The 20,997-nt window shown below is 71.1% G+C and carries 24 protein-coding genes and 1 pseudogene; 10 read left to right on the top strand and 15 right to left on the bottom strand.

Annotated features, from left to right (window positions below; all coding sequences use genetic code 11):
* Positions 1 to 13: 13 nt before the first annotated feature.
* Positions 14 to 1,459 carry an argininosuccinate synthase gene (gene argG, locus A4R43_RS40725; RefSeq protein WP_113696960.1) on the top strand — a complete coding sequence of 482 codons (1,446 nt, stop codon included), beginning with the start codon at positions 14 to 16 and terminating at the stop codon, positions 1,457 to 1,459.
* 41 nt (positions 1,460 to 1,500) lie between these two features.
* On the opposite strand, the gene A4R43_RS40720 is transcribed toward argG, so the two are convergent.
* Positions 1,501 to 1,848, bottom strand: a complete 348-nt coding sequence (locus A4R43_RS40720) for a VOC family protein (protein ID WP_113696959.1) — start codon at positions 1,846 to 1,848, stop codon at positions 1,501 to 1,503.
* A gap of 67 nt (positions 1,849 to 1,915) precedes the next feature.
* Here A4R43_RS40720 and A4R43_RS40715 point away from each other — a divergent pair, with 67 nt between their 5' ends.
* The gene (locus A4R43_RS40715; protein ID WP_113696958.1) at positions 1,916 to 2,869 is read left to right on the top strand and encodes a zinc-binding dehydrogenase; all 954 of its coding nucleotides are present in this window, start codon (positions 1,916 to 1,918) and stop codon (positions 2,867 to 2,869) included.
* A 73-nt stretch (positions 2,870 to 2,942) separates the two neighbouring features.
* The gene (locus A4R43_RS40710) at positions 2,943 to 3,386 is read left to right on the top strand and encodes a nitroreductase/quinone reductase family protein (protein ID WP_113696957.1); all 444 of its coding nucleotides are present in this window, start codon (positions 2,943 to 2,945) and stop codon (positions 3,384 to 3,386) included.
* A gap of 64 nt (positions 3,387 to 3,450) precedes the next feature.
* Here the strand turns inward: A4R43_RS40710 and A4R43_RS40705 are convergent, their stop codons facing one another.
* The gene (locus A4R43_RS40705) at positions 3,451 to 4,101 is read right to left on the bottom strand and encodes a cutinase family protein (protein ID WP_113696956.1); all 651 of its coding nucleotides are present in this window, start codon (positions 4,099 to 4,101) and stop codon (positions 3,451 to 3,453) included.
* 65 nt (positions 4,102 to 4,166) lie between these two features.
* Positions 4,167 to 4,529, bottom strand: a complete 363-nt coding sequence (locus A4R43_RS40700; protein WP_113696955.1) for a VOC family protein — start codon at positions 4,527 to 4,529, stop codon at positions 4,167 to 4,169.
* Positions 4,530 to 4,606: 77 nt separating this feature from the next.
* On the opposite strand from A4R43_RS40700, the gene A4R43_RS40695 reads away from it, so the two are divergent.
* Together A4R43_RS40695 and A4R43_RS40690 are read left to right on the top strand one after the other, a co-directional pair.
* A complete protein-coding gene (locus A4R43_RS40695) occupies positions 4,607 to 5,035 on the top strand; it encodes a MarR family winged helix-turn-helix transcriptional regulator (RefSeq protein ID WP_113696954.1) in 429 nt (142 codons plus the stop codon).
* 95 nt (positions 5,036 to 5,130) lie between these two features.
* A complete protein-coding gene (locus A4R43_RS40690) occupies positions 5,131 to 5,823 on the top strand; it encodes a hypothetical protein (protein WP_162788774.1) in 693 nt (230 codons plus the stop codon).
* 82 nt (positions 5,824 to 5,905) lie between these two features.
* Here A4R43_RS40690 and A4R43_RS40685 read toward each other — a convergent pair.
* The 3 genes and pseudogenes from A4R43_RS40685 to A4R43_RS40675 all read right to left on the bottom strand — a co-directional run.
* A pseudogene (locus A4R43_RS40685) lies at positions 5,906 to 5,989 on the bottom strand (ATP F0F1 synthase subunit C); the annotation flags it as partial.
* Positions 5,990 to 6,114: 125 nt separating this feature from the next.
* Positions 6,115 to 6,909: an isocitrate lyase/PEP mutase family protein gene (locus A4R43_RS40680; RefSeq protein ID WP_113696952.1), complete on the bottom strand. Its 795-nt coding sequence runs from the start codon at positions 6,907 to 6,909 to the stop codon at positions 6,115 to 6,117.
* Between the two features lie 97 nt (positions 6,910 to 7,006).
* The gene (locus A4R43_RS40675; RefSeq protein WP_113696951.1) at positions 7,007 to 8,296 is read right to left on the bottom strand and encodes an FAD-binding oxidoreductase; all 1,290 of its coding nucleotides are present in this window, start codon (positions 8,294 to 8,296) and stop codon (positions 7,007 to 7,009) included.
* 60 nt (positions 8,297 to 8,356) lie between these two features.
* On the opposite strand from A4R43_RS40675, the gene A4R43_RS40670 reads away from it, so the two are divergent.
* Positions 8,357 to 9,316 carry a helix-turn-helix transcriptional regulator gene (locus A4R43_RS40670; protein WP_113696950.1) on the top strand — a complete coding sequence of 320 codons (960 nt, stop codon included), beginning with the start codon at positions 8,357 to 8,359 and terminating at the stop codon, positions 9,314 to 9,316.
* Between the two features lie 2 nt (positions 9,317 to 9,318).
* Here A4R43_RS40670 and A4R43_RS40665 read toward each other — a convergent pair whose 3' ends face one another.
* A complete protein-coding gene (locus tag A4R43_RS40665; protein ID WP_113696949.1) occupies positions 9,319 to 10,041 on the bottom strand; it encodes an SDR family NAD(P)-dependent oxidoreductase in 723 nt (240 codons plus the stop codon).
* Between the two features lie 76 nt (positions 10,042 to 10,117).
* Here A4R43_RS40665 and A4R43_RS40660 point away from each other — a divergent pair, with 76 nt between their 5' ends.
* Positions 10,118 to 10,669, top strand: a complete 552-nt coding sequence (locus A4R43_RS40660) for a MarR family winged helix-turn-helix transcriptional regulator (RefSeq protein WP_113696948.1) — start codon at positions 10,118 to 10,120, stop codon at positions 10,667 to 10,669.
* Here A4R43_RS40660 and A4R43_RS40655 read toward each other — a convergent pair.
* The 4 genes from A4R43_RS40655 to A4R43_RS40640 form a co-directional block, all read right to left on the bottom strand.
* A complete protein-coding gene (locus tag A4R43_RS40655; RefSeq protein WP_162788773.1) occupies positions 10,656 to 11,525 on the bottom strand; it encodes a hypothetical protein in 870 nt (289 codons plus the stop codon). The two genes, A4R43_RS40660 and A4R43_RS40655, sit on opposite strands and share 14 nt — an antisense overlap.
* Positions 11,526 to 11,628: 103 nt before the next feature.
* Complete coding sequence (locus A4R43_RS40650; RefSeq protein ID WP_113696946.1) at positions 11,629 to 12,693, bottom strand: hypothetical protein; 1,065 nt, start codon at positions 12,691 to 12,693, stop codon at positions 11,629 to 11,631.
* Between the two features lie 6 nt (positions 12,694 to 12,699).
* The gene (locus tag A4R43_RS40645; RefSeq protein ID WP_113698214.1) at positions 12,700 to 14,013 is read right to left on the bottom strand and encodes a carboxylesterase family protein; all 1,314 of its coding nucleotides are present in this window, start codon (positions 14,011 to 14,013) and stop codon (positions 12,700 to 12,702) included.
* A 10-nt stretch (positions 14,014 to 14,023) separates the two neighbouring features.
* Positions 14,024 to 14,983, bottom strand: coding sequence for a helix-turn-helix transcriptional regulator (locus tag A4R43_RS40640; RefSeq protein ID WP_236808587.1), 960 nt, complete (start codon positions 14,981 to 14,983; stop codon positions 14,024 to 14,026).
* 62 nt (positions 14,984 to 15,045) lie between these two features.
* Here A4R43_RS40640 and A4R43_RS40635 point away from each other — a divergent pair, with 62 nt between their 5' ends.
* Both A4R43_RS40635 and A4R43_RS40630 read left to right on the top strand, forming a co-directional pair.
* Positions 15,046 to 15,615 (top strand): DinB family protein, encoded by a 570-nt coding sequence (locus A4R43_RS40635; protein WP_113696944.1) that lies wholly within the window; start codon positions 15,046 to 15,048, stop codon positions 15,613 to 15,615.
* Positions 15,612 to 16,073 carry a VOC family protein gene (locus A4R43_RS40630; protein ID WP_113696943.1) on the top strand — a complete coding sequence of 154 codons (462 nt, stop codon included), beginning with the start codon at positions 15,612 to 15,614 and terminating at the stop codon, positions 16,071 to 16,073. Before A4R43_RS40635 ends, A4R43_RS40630 begins: the two co-directional genes overlap by 4 nt.
* A 48-nt stretch (positions 16,074 to 16,121) precedes the next feature.
* Here the strand turns inward: A4R43_RS40630 and A4R43_RS40625 are convergent, their stop codons facing one another.
* From A4R43_RS40625 to A4R43_RS40610, 4 genes are read right to left on the bottom strand one after another with little or no spacing between them, the layout of a single operon-like run.
* Positions 16,122 to 17,432, bottom strand: a complete 1,311-nt coding sequence (locus tag A4R43_RS40625; RefSeq protein WP_113696942.1) for an MFS transporter — start codon at positions 17,430 to 17,432, stop codon at positions 16,122 to 16,124.
* A gap of 5 nt (positions 17,433 to 17,437) precedes the next feature.
* A complete protein-coding gene (dgoD, locus tag A4R43_RS40620; protein WP_113696941.1) occupies positions 17,438 to 18,586 on the bottom strand; it encodes a galactonate dehydratase in 1,149 nt (382 codons plus the stop codon).
* Positions 18,587 to 18,597: 11 nt separating this feature from the next.
* The gene (locus A4R43_RS40615; RefSeq protein WP_113696940.1) at positions 18,598 to 19,203 is read right to left on the bottom strand and encodes a 2-dehydro-3-deoxy-6-phosphogalactonate aldolase; all 606 of its coding nucleotides are present in this window, start codon (positions 19,201 to 19,203) and stop codon (positions 18,598 to 18,600) included.
* Positions 19,200 to 20,165, bottom strand: a complete 966-nt coding sequence (locus tag A4R43_RS40610) for a 2-dehydro-3-deoxygalactonokinase (protein ID WP_236808586.1) — start codon at positions 20,163 to 20,165, stop codon at positions 19,200 to 19,202. The genes A4R43_RS40615 and A4R43_RS40610 overlap by 4 nt, the downstream gene beginning before the upstream one ends.
* Before the next feature lie 64 nt (positions 20,166 to 20,229).
* Here A4R43_RS40610 and A4R43_RS40605 point away from each other — a divergent pair, with 64 nt between their 5' ends.
* Positions 20,230 to 20,991 carry an IclR family transcriptional regulator gene (locus A4R43_RS40605; protein WP_113696938.1) on the top strand — a complete coding sequence of 254 codons (762 nt, stop codon included), beginning with the start codon at positions 20,230 to 20,232 and terminating at the stop codon, positions 20,989 to 20,991.
* Positions 20,992 to 20,997: the final 6 nt, after the last annotated feature.

Below are 20,997 nucleotides of genomic sequence, written 5' to 3'. Positions count from 1 at the left end.
GCATACTCTTGCCATGTCCAAGGTTCTCACCTCCCTGCCCACCGGCGAACGGGTCGGCATCGCGTTCTCGGGCGGCCTCGACACCTCCGTCGCGGTCGCCTGGATGCGCGACAAGGGTGCGCTGCCGTGCACCTACACCGCCGACATCGGCCAGTACGACGAGCCCGACATCGCCTCGGTGCCCGGCCGCGCCACGGCCTACGGCGCCGAGATCGCGCGTCTGGTCGACTGCCGCGCGGCGCTGGTCGAGGAGGGCCTGGCCGCGCTCACCTGCGGCGCGTTCCACATCCGCTCGGCGGGCCGCGTCTACTTCAACACCACCCCGCTGGGCCGCGCGGTCACCGGCACGCTGCTGGTCCGCGCCATGCTCGAGGACGACGTCCAGATCTGGGGCGACGGCTCCACCTTCAAGGGCAACGACATCGAGCGGTTCTACCGCTACGGCCTGCTGGCCAACCCGAACCTGCGCATCTACAAGCCGTGGCTCGACTCGGCGTTCGTCACCGAGCTGGGCGGCCGCAAGGAGATGTCCGAGTGGCTGCAGGCACACGGCCTGCCCTACCGCGACAGCACCGAGAAGGCCTACTCCACCGACGCCAACATCTGGGGCGCCACCCACGAGGCGAAAACCCTCGAGCACCTCGACACCGGCATCGAAACGGTCAACCCGATCATGGGCGTGCGGTTCTGGGACCCCGAGGTGGAGATCCCGGCCGAGGACGTCACCATCGGCTTCGACCAGGGCCGCCCGGTGACGATCAACGGCAAGGAGTTCGCCAGCCCGGTCGACCTGGTGATGGAGGCGAACGCGATCGGCGGGCGCCACGGCATGGGCATGTCGGACCAGATCGAGAACCGGGTGATCGAGGCCAAGAGCCGCGGCATCTACGAGGCACCCGGCATGGCGCTGCTGCACGCGGCCTACGAGCGGCTGGTCAACGCCATCCACAACGAGGACACGCTGGCGCAGTACCACAACGAGGGCCGCCGGCTCGGCAGGCTGATGTACGAGGGCCGCTGGCTGGACCCGCAGGCGCTGATGGTGCGGGAGTCGCTGCAGCGGTGGGTCGGCACGGCGGTGATCGGCGAGGTGACGCTGCGGCTGCGGCGCGGCGACGACTACTCGATCCTCGACACCACCGGCCCGGCGTTCAGCTACCACCCGGACAAGCTGTCGATGGAGCGCACCGAGGACTCGGCGTTCGGCCCCGGCGACCGGATCGGCCAGCTGACCATGCGCAACCTCGACATCGCCGACTCGCGCGCGAAGCTCGAGCAGTACGCCGGGCTGGGCCTGGTCGGCAGCACGCACCCGAAGCTGATCGGCGCCGCGCAGGCCGCGTCGACCGGGCTGATCGGCTCGATGCCGGAAGGCGGCGCCGAGGCGATCGCGTCCCGCGGCCGGGCCTCCGCCGACGCGGTGCTCGACCGCGCCGCGATGGAGTTCGGCACCGACTGATCCCCGTTGACCCGCGCTTCGCCGTGGTGGCGTGGCGCGGGTCAGCGGTGGCTGAGCACGTTCACCACGCGGCCGCTGGGGTCGCGCACGAAGAACCGCCGCACACCCCACTCCTCATCCCGCAGCGGGTGGACGATTTCCGCGCCACTGGCCTGGAATCCGGCATAGGCGGCGTCCACATCGTCCACTTCGATGCTGACGTCCGGGTTCACCGGCGCGGTCTGGTCCGCGGTGATGAAGCTGAGCTGCGCACCGGGATTGCCCGGCGGCGCCAGCGTCATGATCCAGCCGTGGTTCATCACCTCCTCGAGCCCGAGGATCCCGTAGAACTCGCGGTTTTCCCGCTCCTTTTCGGAGTGGACGATGGGCATCACACGACGCACGGCCATGGGCCCAGTGAACCAGATCCGGCCACCGCCTTGACTTGAACCTTGGTTGAGGTTGTCGACTGGGGGCATGCACGCAGTCGTCCTCCACGCCTACGGGCCCGCCACGAACCTCACCTACCAGCGGGTGCCCGATCCCGAACCGGGGCCGGGCCAGGTGCGGATCGCGGTCCGCGCGGCCGGTGTCCACTTCATCGAAACGGTGATGCGCACCGGCAAGCAGACCGAACTGGCGCCGCCCCCGCCCGAACTCCCGGCCATTTTCGGCGGTGAGGTGGCGGGTGAGGTGGAGTCGGTCGGGCCGGACGTGGACCCCTCGTGGCTGGGCGCGCGGGTGGTCGTTTCCGCGAGCCAGCCGGGCGGTTACGCGGAGCTGGTGGTCGCCGAAGTGCCCGCGCTGCACCGGATCCCGGACGATCTCGGGTACGAAGCCGCGGTCGCCATGGTGGTCACCGGGACCACCGCGCTCCAGTTCCTGGACGTCGCCCAGCTGACCGGCGACGACACCGTGCTGATCACGTCGGCGGCGGGTGGCATCGGGCAGTTGCTCGTGCAGTACGCGCGCGGTCTCGGCGCCACCGTGATCGGCGCGGCGGGTGGTCCGGACAAGGTGGAGATCGTGCGGGCGCTCGGCGCGGACCTGGCGCTCGACTACAACGAACCCGGGTGGGAGAAGGCCGTCGACGGCCGCGTGGTCACCGTTGTGCTCGACGGCGTCGGCGGCTCGAAGGGCGAAGCCGCGTACAGCCTGATCGCCGACGGCGGGCGGTATCTCACCATCGGCACGTCGTCGCAGCAGGAGTACCGCCCGGCCGCCACGCGCGGCATCACCACCACGAACGCACTGCTGAACATCCTCGACCGGCTCGACGAGGGACCCGCGTTCGAGGTGCGGGCACTGGCAGCCGCCGCCGAGGGCAAGTTGGTGCCCGCCGTGCACACCTTCCCGCTCGCCGAAGCCGCGGCGGCGCACGCGGCCCTGGAAAGCCGCGCCACCACCGGCAAGGTCGTGCTCGTGCCGTAGACCGAAAGCAAACCGAAAGCCGGTCGGCGCAGGCTGGTTCCCGTCAGCAGCAACGAGCAGACGGGAACCAGCGATGTCAGCCGAAACCCAGCCGCCGGTGGCGGACAGCCCCGATCCGTCGGTCGCCGAGCACGTGCGGCGTTACCTCGCGACCGACGGCGCGAGCGGTTACCGCGAGGGCGGGGTGACCAACCTGGTGCTCACCCACCGGGGACGCCGATCCGGCCGCCGCTACCGGACCGGGCTCTTCTACGGTGAGGAGAACGGCCGCTACGTGCTGGTCGCCTCGGGTTCGGCGATCACGCACACGCATCCGCAGTGGTACCTGAACCTGGTGGCCGAACCGGAGGCCGAGGTGCAGATCCTGGGTGAGCGGTTCACCGTCCGCGCCCGCACCACCGAGGGCGCGGAACGGGACCGCCTGTGGCGCCTGATGACCGGGCTCGCGCCGGTCTACCACACCTACGCCGCGCGCAGCCGCCGCGAAATCCCGGTCGTGGTGCTCGATCGGACCTGACCGGCGGACACGAATGTGGCTTTCGGGGCGTTTTCCGCTCCGAAAGCCACATTCGTGTGCTGGATCAGGGGTAGAAGACGCCGTTGAACCATTGGCCGCTGGCGTCGTCCGCGTAGGTGTCGACGTTGAAGTTGTAGTTGCCGTGCTTTCCTTCCCACAGATAACCCGGCAGCCCGGACGCCGCGTTGGCGTCGCAGATGATGTCGTCGGTGCACAGGGTCAGCACCGGCACGTTCCCGAAGAAGTCGTCGGCGCCCGCGAGCGGGAAGCCGGCCACCGGCGCCACGGCCGGGTGCGCGGCGGCGCCGGGCGCGCCCGGGTCGCCCGCCCGCTTGGGATCGGCGATCAGCACGGCGTTGACGTTGTCGAAGGTTTCCCAGTTCTCGGTCACCCAGGTGTGCACCACGGCCGCGCCGAGCGAGAAGCCGATCGCCTTGACGTGCTGCCCAGGGCAGGCGTTGCGGTGGTCGCGGACCAGCCGGTTGAGCTCGTTCACCCCCTGCCGCGCGTTGATGCCGATCGGCTGCGCCGGATAACCGACGCGCTGGCTGATGTTGCCGTGCCAGTAGGGCGCGGCGGAATTGTTGTCACCGGTGCCACCCACCACGATCGTGTAGGTGCCTGCACACGATTGAGCCTGCGCCGCGGGCGCCCCGGCCAGCACGAGGCCGGTCGAAGCCACCAGGCCGGCCAGAAATGCGGAAATCTTCCTCATGTGACGGAAACTAACGAACATCGATGAATTCCTGATGAAACCCAACCCGGCGCTCCACAGTGGACTCAGCCGTCGTGCGCGGTGATGGCGTAGCCCTCGGGGCCGGCGAAGGTGAACGCCAGCCCGAACGGCCCGCGCTCCGGCGCCCGCAGCACCGGGACGCCCGCGCCGGCCAGGTGGTCGTGCAGCGCCTGCGCGTCGTCGGCGCGGAACCACAGCGCGACCCCGGCACCGGGGCGCTCGATCGCGTCGAGATCAAGGCCGGGCAGCGGCTCGCGGACGGCGAACGGGATCGGCTCGGTGGCAAAAACCACCGCCCCTGGCGGGCCGGCGGGCGCCCGGCGCAGGCCGAGGTGTTCCTCAAAGAAGCGCGCCGCCTTCTCGACCTCACGTACTTGCAGAGCCACAAAATCCGGTCCGGTGACCATGGGAACCTCCGTTTGATGTCAGGACTTTGACATGGCCGACGCTAGACCAGTGCGCCGAGGTATGTCAAACTCCTGACATGCAAAACGACGTGACCGAGCGGCTCGGGTACCGGCTCAAGCGGGCCGCGGCCGCCCTGCGCGGGGCGATGGACAAGGCGCTGCGGGAGCACGAGCTGACCGTGCCGCAGTACGCCTGCCTCGAGCTGCTCGACCAGCAGCCGGGCCTGTCCAACGCCGAGCTGGCCAGGGGCACCTTCGTCACGCGGCAGTCGATGAACGTGGTGCTGCGGGGCCTGCAGTCGGCCGGCCTGATCACCCGGCCGCCGACCAGCGACCACGGACGCGCCCTGCCCGCCACCCTCACCGAACTCGGCAAGGAACGCCTCGACCGGGCACGCGCCGCCGTCTACGCCATCGACCAGCGCCTGACCGACGCCGTCCCGGCGAGCCGCCGCCCCCAGTTCCTGTCCGACCTGGACCGCCTAGCGTCCTCTTTGGACGACTGACCCACGGTTTCCCCGGGCTGAAACCGCGGTGAAAGCGGTGCGCCGAAGCTGGTGCGCGCGAGGGGTGCACCGCGCCCCGGGACCGAGGGAGTTGGATGACCGGGCCAGGGCAGTACCCGCCCCAGTACCCGCGGCAATACCAGCAGTATCCCCAGCAGCACCATCCACGGCCGCCCAAGCGGAAGACGGGGTTGCTGATCGGGATCGTGGCCGCCGTGGTGGTGCTCCTGCTGGCCGGCGCCGGGGTCTGGGTGTTCGTGGCGATGGACGACTCCGGCGACGCGGCACCGCGCGTGGACGCGTCGCAGGACCTGCCGAAGGCACCCGGTGGCTGCGCGGTTTTCGACGAGCACGAGGTGAAGCCGCACATCCCCGGCCGCATGGAGTTCGAAGTCGGCTCGGTCAACGGGTCCAACCAGCTGGTCGAGCAGGGCCAGTGCAACTGGAACAACTCCGACACCTTCACCAAGGACAAGGTCCGCCCGGCGTTCGTGATCGTGACCAGCTACGTCTACCGCGCCACCCAGACCAAGTCCGGAGTGGACGCCGCGAAGGAACACCTCCAGCGCCGCGTGAAGAACGGCGTCGAGGTGAACGTGAAGGGCGCCGAGGAAGCACTGCTCGTCGCCAAGGAGGACACCGACTTCACCGCGGACGTCACGGTGCGCTACCGCAACGTCGTCTACCACGTCGACTACAGCAACCAGACCGACGGCGCCCCCATCAAGCCGACGGTGACCGACCTGGCCGCCACCGCCATCGGCAAGGTCGTACCGAACACCGGCTAGCCCGGGCACGGCGAGGGCACCGCACCCGGGCCCGGCCGTCAGAGTGAGGCCAGGAAGTACATCACGATGCCGATCAGCGCGAGCCGACGGCGGCCAGTCCGTAGCCGATGGCCGCCAGGCCCGGGTTGATGTCGACGGCGGCTTGGGCGAGAACCAGATCAGTCATCGGATTCCCCTTCACTCGGTCCGCGTGACCGGGCCGGCTCGGCCCGGCACCTTCACCGCGCCGAGCCGGGCCGTCCGGCGCGACCGCCGATCCGGAGGAAATTCCGCCAGGAAATGCGCTATTTTTCAGTTCAGTGCACGAGTTCCGGCCGGAATGCCGCCACCCTCCCGGACGGATTCGGTGAGTTCGGCGAGCGCGGTCAGCGCGACCCGCTGGGAAAGCGGACCGTAGGAAATGCGCGCGACGCCGAGTTCGGCGAGGCGTTCGTGCGACGGCAATCCCGGCAGGCCGATGACGGTCAGCCGCTGCGGACCGAAAGCCTCGCTCAAGGTGGAAATCTGCCCCTCCGAAAGCACACCCGGCACAAAAACCACGGGCGCGCCCGCGTCGAGGAACGCCTTTCCGCGCTCGACCGCGTCCGCGAGCACATCGGCCGGGTCGCGGTCACCGGCTTTCAGGAACGCGTCGGTCCGGGCGTTCAGCACAAAATCGGGCACGCCTTCCGCGTCGGCGGCCTTCATGATCGCCTCGACCTGAGCGGCCGCCTCGGCGAGCGGCTTGAGCTGGTCCTCGATGTTGGCGCCGACCGCACCCACACCGATCGCGCGGCGGACCGTCTCGGCCGCGTTGCCGTACCCGCCTTCGAGATCGGCGGTCACCGGCAGCTCGGTGGCGGCGACGATGCGTGCCACCTCGTCGATCATTTCGCCGACCGGGATGTTCTCCCCGTCCTCGTACCCGCGCGAGGCGGCGATCGAGTGGCTGGCCGTCGCGAGCGCGGTCGTGCCCTCGACCCCGGCGACCACCTTCGCGCTGATCACGTCCCAGACGTTGACCACCCGCAGCAGTTCCGGCTCGCGGTGCAGCCGGAGCAGTTCGGCGGCCTTCGCGGCAACACCGGAGACATCCTTGCCCGTCATGGAAACCTTCCTCGCCTGTCCGGGACCGGCAGCTGCCGGTCTGCCTCCCCCAACCCCGCCGGTCAAGGAAAAATTCCGGCAGACCGCCGGGGACTGGTCAGCCCGGCGGAATCGGGAAGCCGGCCCGGAACAAGCCCTTCGGATCGACTTCCGCCTTGATCTCGCACAGCCTCCGGTAGTCCGCCGGAGCGAACGCCGAGCGGATCTTCGCGTCATCGACCTCCCCGATGTCGAACAGGAAATTGAGCGAACGGCCCATCGCGTGCGCCGACCAGGGTTCCAGCAGCTGATCGTGCATCGCCCGCACCGCGGGCAGTTCCTCGGTGCTGGTCGGTGAAAGCACGCCCAGCAGGTAACCGGCGTCGCGGTGGCCGACCGCGTTCGGGATCTCCGGCGACCGCGACAACGCACCGCCGAGGTGTCGCAGGCCGACCACGCACATCGCCGGGGCACCGGACCCGGTTTCCTTGACCAGCGCGGAAAGCTTGGCCGGATCCAGGTCGCGCAGCAGCAGGTTGTCGCCCCGGTAGGCGTGCGGCTGGTCGGGCTCTCCGAAGACCACTTCGGACTGGGCGAACGGGATCTCCCGCACCTCGTCGGCCAGCGGACCCAGTGCGCGCAACGGTTCCAGCAGGTCGTCACCGTCCTTTTGCGACCCGAGGAAGGCGATCTGGACCTTGCCGACGTGACGACCGCGCACCGGCTCGGGCGCCCACGGCTCGTCGGGGAAAGCCAGCGCCGACACCGCCGAGGTCAGCTCGTCCGGCACGTCCGCCGTCCACCGGTACCAGGCTTCCAGCAGTTCCGGCGTCCGCGCGAGGTCGAAGGTGAGCGTGCCGCCGTAAAGCCTGGTGACCGGCACCAGCCCGATCTCCATGCCGGTGACCACGCCGAAGTTGCCGCCACCACCACGCAGCGCCCAGAACAGGCCGGGCTCACCGTCCGGAGTCACCTGGCGAAGGCGTCCGCCGGCGGTGACGAGGTCGATGCGGCGGACGTGGTCGGCGGCGAATCCGTAGCGCCGCGCCAGCACGCCGACCCCGCCGCCGAGCGTGTACGAGACGGCACCGACCCCGGGCAAGCTGCCCGAAAGCGGCGCGAGCCCGTGCGGGGCGGCCGCGTCGATCACGTCCCACCAGCGCGCGCCCGCTTCGACCCATGCCGTGCGCCCGTCCGCGTTCACCTCGACCGCCCGCATTCCGCTGGTGTCGATCAGCACCCCGGTGCCGTCGAGCGGCCGGGTGAGCCCGTGCCCGGTCGCCTGCACGGCCACCGGCCCGGTGGCCGACCGCACGGCGTCGCGGACGTCTTCGCTGTTCGACACCGCGAAAGTCACCTCGGGCCGGTGTGCGGCGAGCAGCTGGAATCCGTTGTTGTTCTCGATCATGCCCGCCACCGTAGGATCCGTTGCGGACACCAGAAGTCCTCAACGTGACGGGTGAGCGGAATGACACGCCAGGACATGTCGACCCGGCTGCTGCGGTTGCTGTCATTACTGCAAGGACGCCCCGAGTGGCCGGGTGCCGACCTCGCCGCGAAGCTCGGCGTGACCACGCGGACCGTGCGCCGCGACGTCGAACGCCTGCGGCAGCTCGGTTACGAGGTCGAAGCGACCACCGGGACCGCGGGCGGCTACCGGCTCGGCGCCGGGCAGCGCATGCCGCTGCTGCAGCTCGACGACGACGAGGCGATCGCGGTCGCCGCCGGGCTGGTGACGCGCGGTGGTGGCAGCATCGCCGACCTCGACAGCAGCTCGGTGCGAGCGCTGGCGAAGGTGCGGCGGATGCTGCCCGCGCGCCTGCGGCCCCGGCTGGCCGCGCTCGCCGAAGCGGCCTCACCACACGCGCCGGCCGGAGCCGACCCGCTGGTCCTCGCCACGCTCGCATCCTGTTGCACCGAGCGGGAAACGGTCACCTTCGGCTACCGCAACCGGGCAGGCGAGCCGAGTGAGCGGCGCGTCGAGCCACACAGCATGGTCACGCTGGAACGCCGCTGGTACCTGCTCGGTTTTGACGTGCACCGGGAGGATTGGCGGGTCTTCCGCGTCGATCGCATCGACGCGCCCACGTCCACCCGGCACCGGTTCACCCCGCGCGAGTTGCCCGCGGAAAGCCCGGCCGACTACGTCTCGCGCTCGCTGTCGGGCGCGGTGTACCGCCACAGCGCGACGATGCATGTGCCGATGTCCGCGGATTCGTTGCGTGCCAAGCTTTTTTCGCCGATTCCGGGCGGGATCCGCGATGACGGCCCGGAGGGCTGCGTGGTCCTGCTCAGCACCGACAGCGCCGAAGTGCTCACCCAGTACCTCGCCGCGATCTGCGCGCTGGCCCCGGATTCACGGGTCGAAGCCGACACCGAGATCCGCGAACGCCTGCGCGCACTGGGAACCGCGTTGCGCTCGGCCTGACCTCAGCGGGTGGTGCACTCCCCGCCGTTGACCGGGATGACCTGGCCGGTGAGCTGCCGGGCACCCGGCGAGGCGAGGAAAGTCACCGTCTCGGCGATGTCCTCGGGCGCACCGGCCCGGCCGGTCATCGCGGCGTCGATCAGCGAAGACCGGCGCTCGTCGGTCAGCTTGTCCCGGAAGAACTCGGTGTCGGCGATGTAGCCGGGCGCCACCACGTTCGCGGTCAGGCCCCGCCGTCCGACCGTCCTGGCCAGGTCGATGTTCCACGAAGCGATCGCGGCCTTCGCGGCGCCGTAGGAACCAGCGCCCTTGTCCGCGGCGATCGAGCCGATGGTGACGATCGACCCGCCCGGCCGCAGCTTGCCGAGGCAGGCGGTGGTCATCAGCACCGCGGTCAGCACGTTCGCTTCGAGGTTCGCCCGCCAGTTCTCGGCGACCGCGGCTAGGCCGCCGGGCTCGCCGCGATCGAAATCGGTGTTCCCGCCGGCGTTGTTGACCAGCACGTCGACCTCGCCCAGCGTGGCCGCAAACGCTTCCACCTGCGCGGGATCGGCGGCGTCGAAGCAGGCGGTGCGCACCGCACCGCCGAGATCGGCGGCCGCCTTGTCGAGCACTTCCTGCCGCCGCCCGGTGATGACCACGCCGTCGCCGCGCCCGGCGAACGCCGCCGCGATCGCCTTGCCGATCCCGGTCCCGCCGCCGGTCACCAAAACAGTCCTGCTCACGAGGTTCTCCCCTCGGTCGGGTTAGCATGTTCAGGCCTAAACGTAGCAGAAGATTTAGACCTAAACGAGGACTGGTGTGGCACTCGACCCGAACGACCCCGTGGACGCGATCGCCTTGGCCTGGACCACCGAGCGGCCGGGCACCAACGTGGCCTCCATCGGCATCGTCACCCGGATCTGGCACGCGGCGAAGCTGCTTGGCGAGGACCGCACGCGCACGCTGGCCGCCGCGGGCGCCGACGCCGCGATCCTCGACCTGCTCTCGGTCCTGCGCCGCAGCGGCGAGCCGTACCGCCTGACCACCAGGGAACTCGCGGACGCGACGCTGGTTTCCGCCGGTGCCATCTCGCAGCGCGTCGCCCGCGCCGAGCGGGACGGCCTGGTCACCCGCACCACCCGCGCGGACGGGTCCCGCAAGGTCGACGTCGAACTCACCGCCGCCGGGCACGCGCTGGTCGAGCGGCTGGTCGACCGGGTGCTTGACCGCGAGTCCGAACTGGTGGCCAGGTTGAGCGAGAGCCAGCAGGCCGAACTCGCGGAACTGCTGCGGCTGCTGCTCGACGGCCTGCATGCCGAACTCGGTGACCGCAGGCTCGGCCAGGTCGGCGACGGGCTCACGCGAGACTGACGCCGTGCCACACCTCGGTCCGGTGGTGGGCGAACTCGTGCCACCGCGGCTCCCACCGCAGGTCACGGCAGCGCGACCACCACAGCCCGCCACCCGCGGGGTCACGCCAGACCAGCACGAGTTCGCCGTCGCCCGACCTGCCCAGCGCCGGCGCGCCGAACGCCCGCCGGTCGCCGAGCACGACTTCGCTTCGCGGGCGATCACCCGAAATGGTCGCCCAGCCGATGCGGTCGTCCTCGACGCGGCGCCAGGCGACGTGCAGGCAGGTGCCGTCGGAGGCCACCGCGGGCGGTGTGCTCGTCCGCCAGTCCGCGACCGGGCCCACGACCGTCCAGCTCCCGTCGAACACGGCCCGGCACACGCGGGAATCGAAGGTGCGCCGCCAGAACAAGTGCAGGCAGCCGCCGTGTTCGGTGAGTGAGACGTTTTCGTCGACAAAGTGCAGGCCGAGATCTTCCGGCCCGGCGTCCCAGTTCTCCCCGCGCAATTCCGCCCAGCGGATCGTGTACTGCTGATGGCTCGGCGGGCGGAAATCCGGTTCCTCCTGACGAAAGGCGAGAAACGTTCGGTTGCCGAGCCTGCCGAGCGACGGAAAGGCCAACGTCTGGAAGCCGGTCGATTTCCGCGGCGACCAGCGCCCGCCGCGATGCCGGTGTGACCACCAGATCCGCTGATCAAGCCCCTTCCAGGCCATATAGGTGCTGGTCGTATCCCCCGCCAGCGCCACCGCCCGCCCGGTGCGGCGGTCGCCGAGCACTTCGACCGCCGCTTCGCCGTCCTCCGGCTGGGCTTCGGACCAGCGGATGCAGTTGTCCGACACGCCTTCGAACCACGCCATCGCGGGCATTCCCGACATTTTTCCCCCTCGGACGCTCAACCTCACCGGCTCAATCGCGCCGATCAGCCCGAACGTTCTCGGCGACCCCGGAAAAGCCACGAATGGGCGACCAACGGAAAGGTCAACTCGATTCGCGAACATCGTCGAGACGCCACAACCGCACGGTTCCGTCGACCGGGTCGGAGGTGGCGCGCAGGCCGGCCTCCGGGGCGACCGCAGTCCCCCGATAGTGCTCGGCGCCGGACGGTAGCGGGAGTTCCTCGACCGTGCCGCTGGCGACGTCCCACCGGACGGCCACCGCCCGCGAACCCGGTCCGTGTCCCCACACCGTGAGCCATCCGCCGTCCTGGCTGAAAGCCAGCCCGTGCACCTGCAACGGAGCCACGTTGAGCTCCCGCCAAGGCTGCTCCGCGGTAAGAACCGCGGTCAGCTCGCTCTCTGCGCCCCGGTCTCCCTCGGCGGCGAGCGCCCGCAGTTCCGCGATGGCTTCGTCGCGTCGCTTCTGCTGCAACAGCAAGATCGCCCGGGTACGCCGGTACGCCGACGTGGCGAGCAGATCGATGGCCACCGCCCGGAGATCGGCGAGCCACCAGCCTCGCGACTCCTCCACCAGACGTTCGTGCAGCCAGTCGCTCGGCCCGACATCGGCCAGCAACGCCACCGCGTCCGCGGTCCGGGACCGCCACCACAGCAGCACGATCCAGGACAACTCCAGCTTCGCGCCCTCCTGGCGGAGCCGATCGAGGTAGTCCGGGCGCACCCCGGCGTGGTCGGCCAGCCCGCACCCCCACAGCCAGCGGCCCACCCGCCGGAGGTCGACCGAGCGCGCCGGGACCTGTCGCAGTTGTGCCACCGCCTCCGCGTAACGCCCGTGCCCGGCCAGCAGCCTGGCCAGGCGCTGCCGAGCCGGGAGACTTCCGGCGTCCGCGAGTGGTCGCAGCACTTCGATGGCCTCGGCCATCCGCCGCTTGCGGGTCAGGTGCTTCACGTAGGCCCAGCGCGCGGAGCCGTCGCCGGCGGTCATCCGCTCCCGCAGTTCGTCGAGCTGACCGGAGCGCATCAGACAGTGCGCGAGGTGCCACGCCGCCTGCTCGTCACCGGCCGCCACCAGGTCGCGCAGTTCTTCGATGCGCCCCGCCCGCGCAAGCTCCTTCGCCCGCCTCCCCCGAGCACGGATCTCGTTCACCGTCGGTCAGCTCGCCGGGAAGGTCAGCGTGTCGCGGGCTGCCTGCGCGTCGTCCGGGGAAACCTGGCCGGTGCGGGCGAAACCCGCCCAGACGCGGCGGACCGCACGGCCACGACGGTCCACTTCGGACCAGTCGACGCGCCCCAGCAGCTTCGAGCGTTCCCAGGCCTGCCGCGTGCCGAGGATGAGCGGCAGGTCGGCGATGTGCGCCGCGCCGAACGAGCTGCCGTCCGGCTGCCAGGTCATCCGGTACCGCACGGCCTGCCCGCCCGCCTCCCGATGCCGCCGGGCGAAGGCGCGCGCGGGCGCGTCGTAGATCTTCCGGGTCAGCGGCGCCGTGCCGAAACGCCGGATCACCGGGCCCGCCACGGGAATCCGGAACACGCGCTCGATCGCGGGCACCGCCCCGGCGAACAGGGCCGCCTCCTCCGCGGTGCAGCCGATCAGCACGTCGATCCGGGGCGCGGCCTTCCGCCAGGCCTCGTCCCGTTCGGCTTCCGGGGGCACCGGCGGCAGGCCGTACTGCACCCCGAACGGCATTCCGCCGGGCAGCCCGAAGCGCCGCGCCGCCTTCTCCGCGACCATCTGCGCCGCGAGGATCTCCCCGACCGGCGCCTCCCGCGACAGCTCACCGACCGCCGCGAGCATCGCCGAAGTCATCGCGGACCGCCCGGACGTGATGCCCAGCGGCGCGCTCTGGATGATCGCGCGCCGGAACAACCCGTCGGCGCCCTCGCTGATCATCAGGTGCGCGATCGCGTCCCCACCGGCGGACTGGCCGAACACCGTGACCGCCCCGGGATCACCGCCGAACGCCGCGATGTTGTCGCGCACCCAGCGCAGCGCCGCGAGCTGGTCGAGCAGGCCGAGATTCGCCGGCACCCGGACTCCGTCGCCGAGGAAGCCGAGCACGCCGAGCCGGTAGGTCACCGTCACGACCACCACCCGCTGCTCGGTGACCAGCGCCCGCGGGTCGTACACGTTCAGGTCACCCGCGCCGGTGACGTAGGAACCGCCGTGGATCCACACCATGACCGGCAGGCGCTCACCCTCGGCGAGGTCCGCGGGCGCGGTGATCGACAGCCGCTGGCACGCCTCGCCGTCACCGAGGTCGTCGTCCCCGATCAGCCGGGTGAGCAGCGGGGACCGGTGCTGCGGCGGGGCGAGCGCCCGCTCGAACGCGGTGAACGGTTCGCTGAACGGGGGCGGCGCCTCCGGCACCTCGAACCGTTTCGCGACCGCGTAGGGCACCCCGAGCACCCGCACCACGTCCGCTTCGACCCGCCCGACGACCGGCCCCGACGAAGTCTCGAACTGCACGCTGCCATGATCACACGGACCCGGCCGCCCGCAGCCGGTCCGCCAGCTCACCGCAGCGCGCCCGCAGTTCCGGCGGGTCGAGCACCTCGAACTCGTGCCCCAGCAGCAGCACGTGCATCAGGACGTAGTCGAGGCTGGCCGCGCCGCTGCGCACCTCGCAGCGCCCCTTCCCCCGCGCGCGGACCACGGCGGCCGACGCCGGGACCTGCGCGCGAACCGTGTCCGCCGCGGCGTGCACGAGGAACCGCGCCTGCTGCGGGTAAACGCGCAACGCGACGTTCTCCTGCACGAACGCCGCCGCGTCCGGCGCCTCGCGCGGGCTGAACCGCCAGGTCCGCGCGATCACCCCGGTCATCCGGTCCACCCGAAAATTGCGCCAGCCGTCCCGGTCGAGGTCATAGGCGAGCAGGTACCAGCGGCGATCGGAGGCGACCACGCGGTACGGCTCGACCCGCCGCTCCCGCACCTCGCCGCCGGACGGGTAGCCGAACCCGGCCTCGACCTGGTCGCGGCACGCCCTGGCCAGCGTCATCAGCACCTCGGGATCAACCGGCACGCGGCCACCGTCGAAGGACTCCACCGCGTCGGACAACGTGCGCACCTCGTGCCGCAGCCGCGACGGCAGCACCCGGTCGAGCTTGGCCAGCGCCCGCAGCGCGGCGTCCCCCGCGCTGGCGACCGCCCCGCCCGCGCCGACCAGCAGCGAGACCGCGGTGGCGATCGCCTCTTCGTCGTCGAGCAGCAGCGGCGGCAGGTCCTGCCCGGCGCCGAGCTGGTATCCGCCACCGACGCCCTGGCTCGCGTGCACCGGATAACCGAGCGCGCGCAGCCGTTCGACGTCACGCCGGACCGTGCGCGGCGTGACCCCGAGGCGGTCGGCGAGCTCGGGTCCGGTCCAGACCTGCCGCTGCTGCAACAGCCCGAGCAGGGTGAGCACCCGTTCCGTCGTCCCCCGGTCCTCACCGTCCACCCCGCTCACCCTATCGGAGATAGCGGACCGTATCTGTCCGCTAGGCATGCCAGGGTGGTCCCATGAACGGATTCGACTGGAACCGGAGCCTGCGGGAGCAGTGGGAGTTCCACTGGCGGCACCAGGTCCGCGCCCGCCTCGACGGCCTGACCGACGACGAGTACTTCTGGGCGCCCGTGCCGGACGCCTGGAGCGTGCGCCCGCGCGGCACCTCGACCGCGCCCGTGCAGGCCGGAGCCGGGGACTTCACCATCGACTACGCCATTCCCACGCCCGATCCCGCGCCCTTCACCACCATCGCCTGGCGGCTCGGCCACGTCATCGTCGGTGTGCTCGCCGCCCGCAACGCGTCGCACTTCGGCGGGCCCCCGGCGTCCTACGACAGCTGGCACTACGCCGGCGACGCGGCCACCGCGCTCGACCAGCTCGGCACGCAGCTCGACGCCTGGGTGACCGGGGTCGGCGGGCTCAGCGAGGCGGAGCTCCGCACCCCGGTCGGTAACAAGGAGCCCTATCCCGAGCTGGCGATCGCCGATCTGGTGCTGCACATCCACCGCGAGCTGATCCACCACCTGTCCGAGGTCTGCCTGCTGCGCGACCTGTACCTGCACACGAACGGAGCCCTCCGATGAGCCGCGAAATCCAGCTCACCTTCGACGCGCACGACCCGCGCTCGCTGTCCTGCTTCTGGCGCGACGCACTGGGTTACGTCCACCCGGCCCCGCCGGGGGTCGAGCTGCCCGAGGGCGCGGACCCGCTGGCGGCGTGGGACGAATTCCTGGAGCGGGTCGGCGTTCCGGAGGACCAGCGCAACTCGAGTTCCGCGGTGGAGGACCCGGACGGGCGGGGGCCGCGGCTGTTCTTCCAGCAGGTGCCGGAGGACAAGGTGGCCAAGAACCGCGTCCACATCGACATCCGCGCGGCGCCCGGCTTGCAGGGCGACGAGCGCATGGCGGCGCTGGAGGTGGAGTGCGAACGGCTCGTCGCGCTGGGCGCCGAGCGGCTCGAACGGCACGAACCCGCGCCACCGCTCAGCCACGGGTTCATCGTGATGCGCGACCCCGAGGGCAACGAGTTCTGCCTGGACTGAACACGAACACGACCGGTCGTACCCGGACGACCGGTCGTGTTCAGGGGGTCACCCGCGTTCTTCGACCCGTTCCACCTTCCCCACCAGGAACACGTACGACAGGATCCCGGCGATGGTGATCACGGTCATGTAGGCGAAGCCCGGCGCGAAGCTGTCGTCGGTGACGATCAGCCCGATCACGATCGGCGTCGCGATCGACGACAGGTTGCCGATGAAGTTGAACATCCCGCCGGTCAGCCCGAACAGCCGCCGCGGCGCCAGCGCCGAGACCAGCGACCAGGTGATCGACGCGAGCCCGTTGCCGAAGAACGCCACCGACAGGAACACGATGACCAGCGCGGTCGAATCGGTGAAGCTCGCGCCCACCATCAGCGTGCTCAGCAGCAGACCGGCGATGATCGGCCCCTTGCGCGCCGCGCCGAGCGAAGCACCGCGGCGCAGCAGGAAGTCCGACAGCACCCCGGAAATCAGCACGCCCACCAGCGCGGCGACGAACGGCAGCGAGGCCAGGAAACCGGACTTGATGTAGTCCATGTCCCGGTACTCCACCAGGTACGTCGGGAACCAGGTGAGGAAGAACCAGAGCGTCGAGGTCAGGCAGAACTGCCCGAGGTAGATGCCCCACAGCTTCCGGCGGCCCAGCACGGTCGCCAGATCACCACGCGTGATCCGCGCCCGCTCCGGCCGTTCGCGCGCCAGGTCCACCAGCCCGCCACCGGACTTGATCAGCTCCACCTCGGCGTCGTTCGCCCGCGAATCACGCGGTTCCCGGTACCAGGCGTACCAGATCACCGCCCACAGGATGCCGACCAGGCCGGTGCTGACGAACACCCAGTGCCACGAAAGCACCGACTGCAGCCAGGACAGCACCGGTGTCAGCAGCGCCAGCCCGATGAACTGGCCGGAGGTGTAGAACCCGATGGTGGTGGCGCGTTCCCGCTCGGGGAACCACACGGTGGCGATCTTGCTGTTGATCGGGTACGCGGGCGCCTCGAACACGCCGACCATCAGCCGCAGCACGATCAGCGCGGCAAAACCGCCGATGATGCCCATGAAGAAGGTCGCCAGCGACCAGAGCACCAGGCACACCGGGTACAGCACCCGCGGCGGCACCCGGTCGACCAGCCACCCGCCGGGAATCTGCAGCGCGGCATAGGTCCAGCCGAAGGCCGACAGCAGCAATCCCTGCTGCGCCTTGGAAAGGTCCAGTTCACCGGCGATCGCGGGCATGGCGATCGACAGGTTCGAGCGGTCCAGGTAGTTGATCACCACGGTGACGAAGAGCATCACCGCGACCAGCACCCGGATGCGGGAGGCCGTTGTGGACAGCCCGGCGCCCGCGGTTGTTGTCTGCGTCATGCCGCTCACCACTCCGCGAACGAGCCGTCGGCGTGCCGCCACACCGGATTGCGCCAGCGGTGCCCTTCCGCGGCGCGCTCGGTGACGTACTCCTCGTTGATCTCGATGCCGAGCCCGGGGCCGCCGGGAATGTCGACCTGCCCGTCGCGGTAGGTGAACACCGACGGGTCCACCAGGTAGTCGAGCAGGTCGTTGCTGGTGTTGTAGTGGATGCCCAGGCTCTGCTCCTGGATCGTCGCGTTGTAACAACCGGCGTCGATCTGCAGGCAGGCGGCGAGCGCGATCGGGCCGAGCGGGCAGTGCAGCGCCAGGCCGACGTCGTGTGCCTCGGCCAGGTGCGCGATCTTGCGCGCCTCGGTGATGCCACCGCAGTGCGACGGGTCGGGCTGGATGATGTCCACCGCCCCGGAGGCCAGCACGGACTTGAAGTCCCAGCGCGAATACAGCCGCTCGCCGAGCGCGATCGGGATCGGCGAGTTCCGCAGCACCTCGGCGAAGTCCTCGACGTGCTCGGACAGCACCGGCTCCTCGACGAACATCAGCCGGTACGGCTCCAGCTCGCGCAGCAGCACCTTGGCCATCGGCTTGTGCACGCGGCCGTGGAAGTCCACGCCGATGCCGACGTCCGCGCCCACCGCCTGGCGCACCGCGTCCACATTGGCCACACAGCGGTCCACCTTGGCCCAGCTGTCCAGATAGGACAGTTCCTCGGTGCCGTTCATCTTGACCGCGGTGAACCCCCGGTCCACCACGTCACGGGCGGCGCGGGCGGTCTCGGCCGGGCGGTCGCCGCCGATCCAGGAGTACACCTTGATCCGGTCGCGCACCCGGCCGCCGAGCAGCTCGTGCACCGGCACGCCCAGCGACTTGCCCTTGATGTCCCACAGCGCCTGGTCGATCCCGGCCAGCGCGCTCATGTGGATGCCGCCGCCGCGATAGAACCCGCCGCGGTAGAGCACGGTCCAGATGTCCTCGATGCGGGCCGGGTCCTGGCCGATCAGGTAGTCCGACAGCTCGGCCACCGTCGCGGCCACCGACTCGGCCCTGCCCTCCAGCACCGGCTCGCCCCAGCCGGTGATCCCCGCGTCGGTCTCGATCTTCAAGAAGCACCAGCGGGGCGGCACCTGGAATGTCGTCATTGACGTGATCTTCATGGTTTCCCTTACTACTGCGACGTTCCGTCCCAGATCCGGCGGAGTTCACCGGCTCGGGCACCGACCACTTCGGCGGTGTCGCCCGGCCGGTAGAGGCAGGAGCCGAGCCCCGCGCCCACCACGCCGTCGACGGCGGCCCACGCGGCCAGGTTGGTTCCGTCGACCCCGCCCACCGGCAGGAGTCCGACGTCCGGCGGGAGCACGGCACGCCAGGCCGCGGCTCCGCCGGTCCCGACCGCACCGGCCGGGAAGAGCTTGAGGTGACGGGCGCCCGCGGCGATCGCGGTGAACGCCTCGGTGGGGGTGGCGACGCCCGGGTACGGCGTCATGCCCAGCTCGACCGCGGCGCGGATGACTGCGGGGTCGCAGTTGGGCGCCACGATCATCCGGGCGCCCGCTTCCTGGGCGCGCCCGGCGTCCTCGGCGGTGAGCACGGTGCCCGCGCCGATCTCACACCGGTCGCCGAGCGCGTCGGCGAGCAGCCGCACGCTGGTGAACGGCTCGGGAGAGTTGAGCGGCACCTCGATGCCGGTGATGCCGGCGTCGGCGAGCGCGTGGCCGATTCCCGCCACCTCGGCGGGGGTGACGCCACGCAGGATCGCGATCAGCCCGGTCACGGTTGCGGTGTCCTTTCTGGAGTGTGGTGGACCAGCCCGGCCGCGGTGGCGATGCGCCACAGGCCGCGGACGGTGGTCTCCTCGGTCAGCACCACGGCCGCCACGCCCCGGTCGGCGAGCGCGGCGGCGTAGCGGCGGCACAGGTCGGCCGTGCCGCACAGCACCACGCGCTCGGTGTCCGAAGTGGACAGCTGGTGCGCGACCTCGTCGGCGAGCAGCACGCCGGAGAGGTAGTCGGGCAGGGACGCCGGGGCGAGCGCGCCGTCGAGCACCAGCGGGCGGGCGCCGAACAGCTCCGCGGCCAGCCCGCGCGACCGCCGCCCGGCCGCGAGCCCGCGTTCGAACGCCGCGTCGTCCCGGACCGGTTCGGCGGCCGTGCGCGCGAAGATGCCGTGCTTGGTCAGCAGGCCGTGCAGTTCGCCCGACATCGAGGTGGCGAACCCGGTCACCGTGTCGCCCTCGACGCGGACCCACTTGGTGTGCGTGCCGGGGAGCACCACGGTGCACGGCCCGGTGAGCACGTCGAGCATGCCGGCGAGCTGGGTCTCCTCACCGCGCAGCACGTCGCCGGGCCGGTCACCGGACGGGATCCGCAGGCCGGGCACCAGGTGGAGCACGCCGTCGCGGTGCGGCACCGGGACCAGGCCGGTGAAGTCCAAAGTGGAGGGAACGGCGCGGTAGCCGGTGTCGGTCCAGCCCTGCGCGCTGCCCACCATGCCGCAGGCGATGGCGGGCAGGCCGGGGTGCGCGGTGAGCCAGTCGCCGCAGGCCTGCCGGAAGGCCGTCTCGTAGGCGGCGGCGCGGGCGGCCGGGTCGCCGGGGTCGATGCCCTCGGTGACGGCCAGCAGCCCGCGCTTCGAGCGGCGGCCGTCCAGGACGCGGCCACCGGTGCCGAGCAGCCAGGCGCGCTGGCCGGAGGTCCCCCAGTCGAGCGCGACCAGGGCGGGTTCGGTGTCCGTCACAGGGGGCACTGTGCGACGCGGTTCCCAATAATGCGAATGCCGTCCCTATATGTAGGATGACGCCGTGGCAGACGCTCCCCCGCCGGGCACCCAGACGCTCGCCCGCGGCCTCGCGGTGATCCGCGCCGTCGCCGACGGCGCGACCGATCTGCGTGCGCTGGTCGCGCGCACCGGGCTGGGCCGCAGCACCGCGCACCGGCTGGTCCAGCTGCTGGTCAGCGAGGGTTACCTGCGCAGCGGGCGGGAGGGCTACACACTCGGGCCGACGCTGATCGAGCTGGGGTTCCAGGCGCTGCACGGCAATCCGCTGCCGGTAGTGGCGCGGCCGGTGCTGGAGGAGTTGTCCGCGCAGCTGAGCGACACCGTGCACCTGGCCGTGCGGGACGGTGATTCGGTGCTGTACCTGGACAAGCTGCCGGGTTCGCGCGGGGCGGAGATGCGCTCGCGGATCGGGCACCGGATGCCGCTGACGCGCACCGGGGTGGGCATGGCGCTGCTGCTGGACTCGGAGCCGGAGTGGCGGGGGCTGTACCAGGCGGAGGCGCCGCTGGAGCCGGACCAGGTGCACCCCGGGGACCTGGACGCGTTCCTGGTGCGGATGCGGGAGTACGCGGAGACCGGGGTGGCGCTCGACCTGGAGGACAACGAGCCCGGTATCCGCTGCGTGGCGGCGCCCGTGCGGGACGCGAGCGGCACGATCGCCGGGGCGATCAGCGTGTCGGCGACCCGGCCGTACATGCCCGCCGCCCGGCTGCGGGGCCTGGCGAAGGTGGTCGGCCGGGCGGCGCAGCAGATCTCGGCGGGGCTGGGCCACCGGGACCACTGAGCCCGG

It is taken from the genome of Amycolatopsis albispora, assembly GCF_003312875.1.
GTDB lineage: Bacteria > Actinomycetota > Actinomycetes > Mycobacteriales > Pseudonocardiaceae > Amycolatopsis > Amycolatopsis albispora.
Note: the sequence above shows the minus strand (reverse complement) of the source record. Positions and strands in the feature narration are given on the sequence as shown.

Excerpts from the sequence above, each read along its gene's own strand:
- argG (WP_113696960.1), top strand. The coding sequence starts at position 14 with ATGTCCAAGGTTCTCACCTCCCTGCCCACCGGCGAACGGGTCGGCATC.
- A4R43_RS40720 (WP_113696959.1), bottom strand. The coding sequence starts at position 1,848 with ATGGCCGTGCGTCGTGTGATGCCCATCGTCCACTCCGAAAAGGAGCGG.
- A4R43_RS40715 (WP_113696958.1), top strand. The coding sequence starts at position 1,916 with ATGCACGCAGTCGTCCTCCACGCCTACGGGCCCGCCACGAACCTCACC.
- A4R43_RS40710 (WP_113696957.1), top strand. The coding sequence starts at position 2,943 with ATGTCAGCCGAAACCCAGCCGCCGGTGGCGGACAGCCCCGATCCGTCG.
- A4R43_RS40705 (WP_113696956.1), bottom strand. The coding sequence starts at position 4,101 with ATGAGGAAGATTTCCGCATTTCTGGCCGGCCTGGTGGCTTCGACCGGC.
- A4R43_RS40700 (WP_113696955.1), bottom strand. The coding sequence starts at position 4,529 with ATGGTCACCGGACCGGATTTTGTGGCTCTGCAAGTACGTGAGGTCGAG.
- A4R43_RS40695 (WP_113696954.1), top strand. The coding sequence starts at position 4,607 with ATGCAAAACGACGTGACCGAGCGGCTCGGGTACCGGCTCAAGCGGGCC.
- A4R43_RS40690 (WP_162788774.1), top strand. The coding sequence starts at position 5,131 with ATGACCGGGCCAGGGCAGTACCCGCCCCAGTACCCGCGGCAATACCAG.
- A4R43_RS40680 (WP_113696952.1), bottom strand. The coding sequence starts at position 6,909 with ATGACGGGCAAGGATGTCTCCGGTGTTGCCGCGAAGGCCGCCGAACTG.
- A4R43_RS40675 (WP_113696951.1), bottom strand. The coding sequence starts at position 8,296 with ATGATCGAGAACAACAACGGATTCCAGCTGCTCGCCGCACACCGGCCC.
- A4R43_RS40670 (WP_113696950.1), top strand. The coding sequence starts at position 8,357 with ATGACACGCCAGGACATGTCGACCCGGCTGCTGCGGTTGCTGTCATTA.
- A4R43_RS40655 (WP_162788773.1), bottom strand. The coding sequence starts at position 11,525 with ATGTCGGGAATGCCCGCGATGGCGTGGTTCGAAGGCGTGTCGGACAAC.
- A4R43_RS40635 (WP_113696944.1), top strand. The coding sequence starts at position 15,046 with ATGAACGGATTCGACTGGAACCGGAGCCTGCGGGAGCAGTGGGAGTTC.
- A4R43_RS40630 (WP_113696943.1), top strand. The coding sequence starts at position 15,612 with ATGAGCCGCGAAATCCAGCTCACCTTCGACGCGCACGACCCGCGCTCG.
- A4R43_RS40625 (WP_113696942.1), bottom strand. The coding sequence starts at position 17,432 with ATGACGCAGACAACAACCGCGGGCGCCGGGCTGTCCACAACGGCCTCC.
- dgoD (WP_113696941.1), bottom strand. The coding sequence starts at position 18,586 with ATGAAGATCACGTCAATGACGACATTCCAGGTGCCGCCCCGCTGGTGC.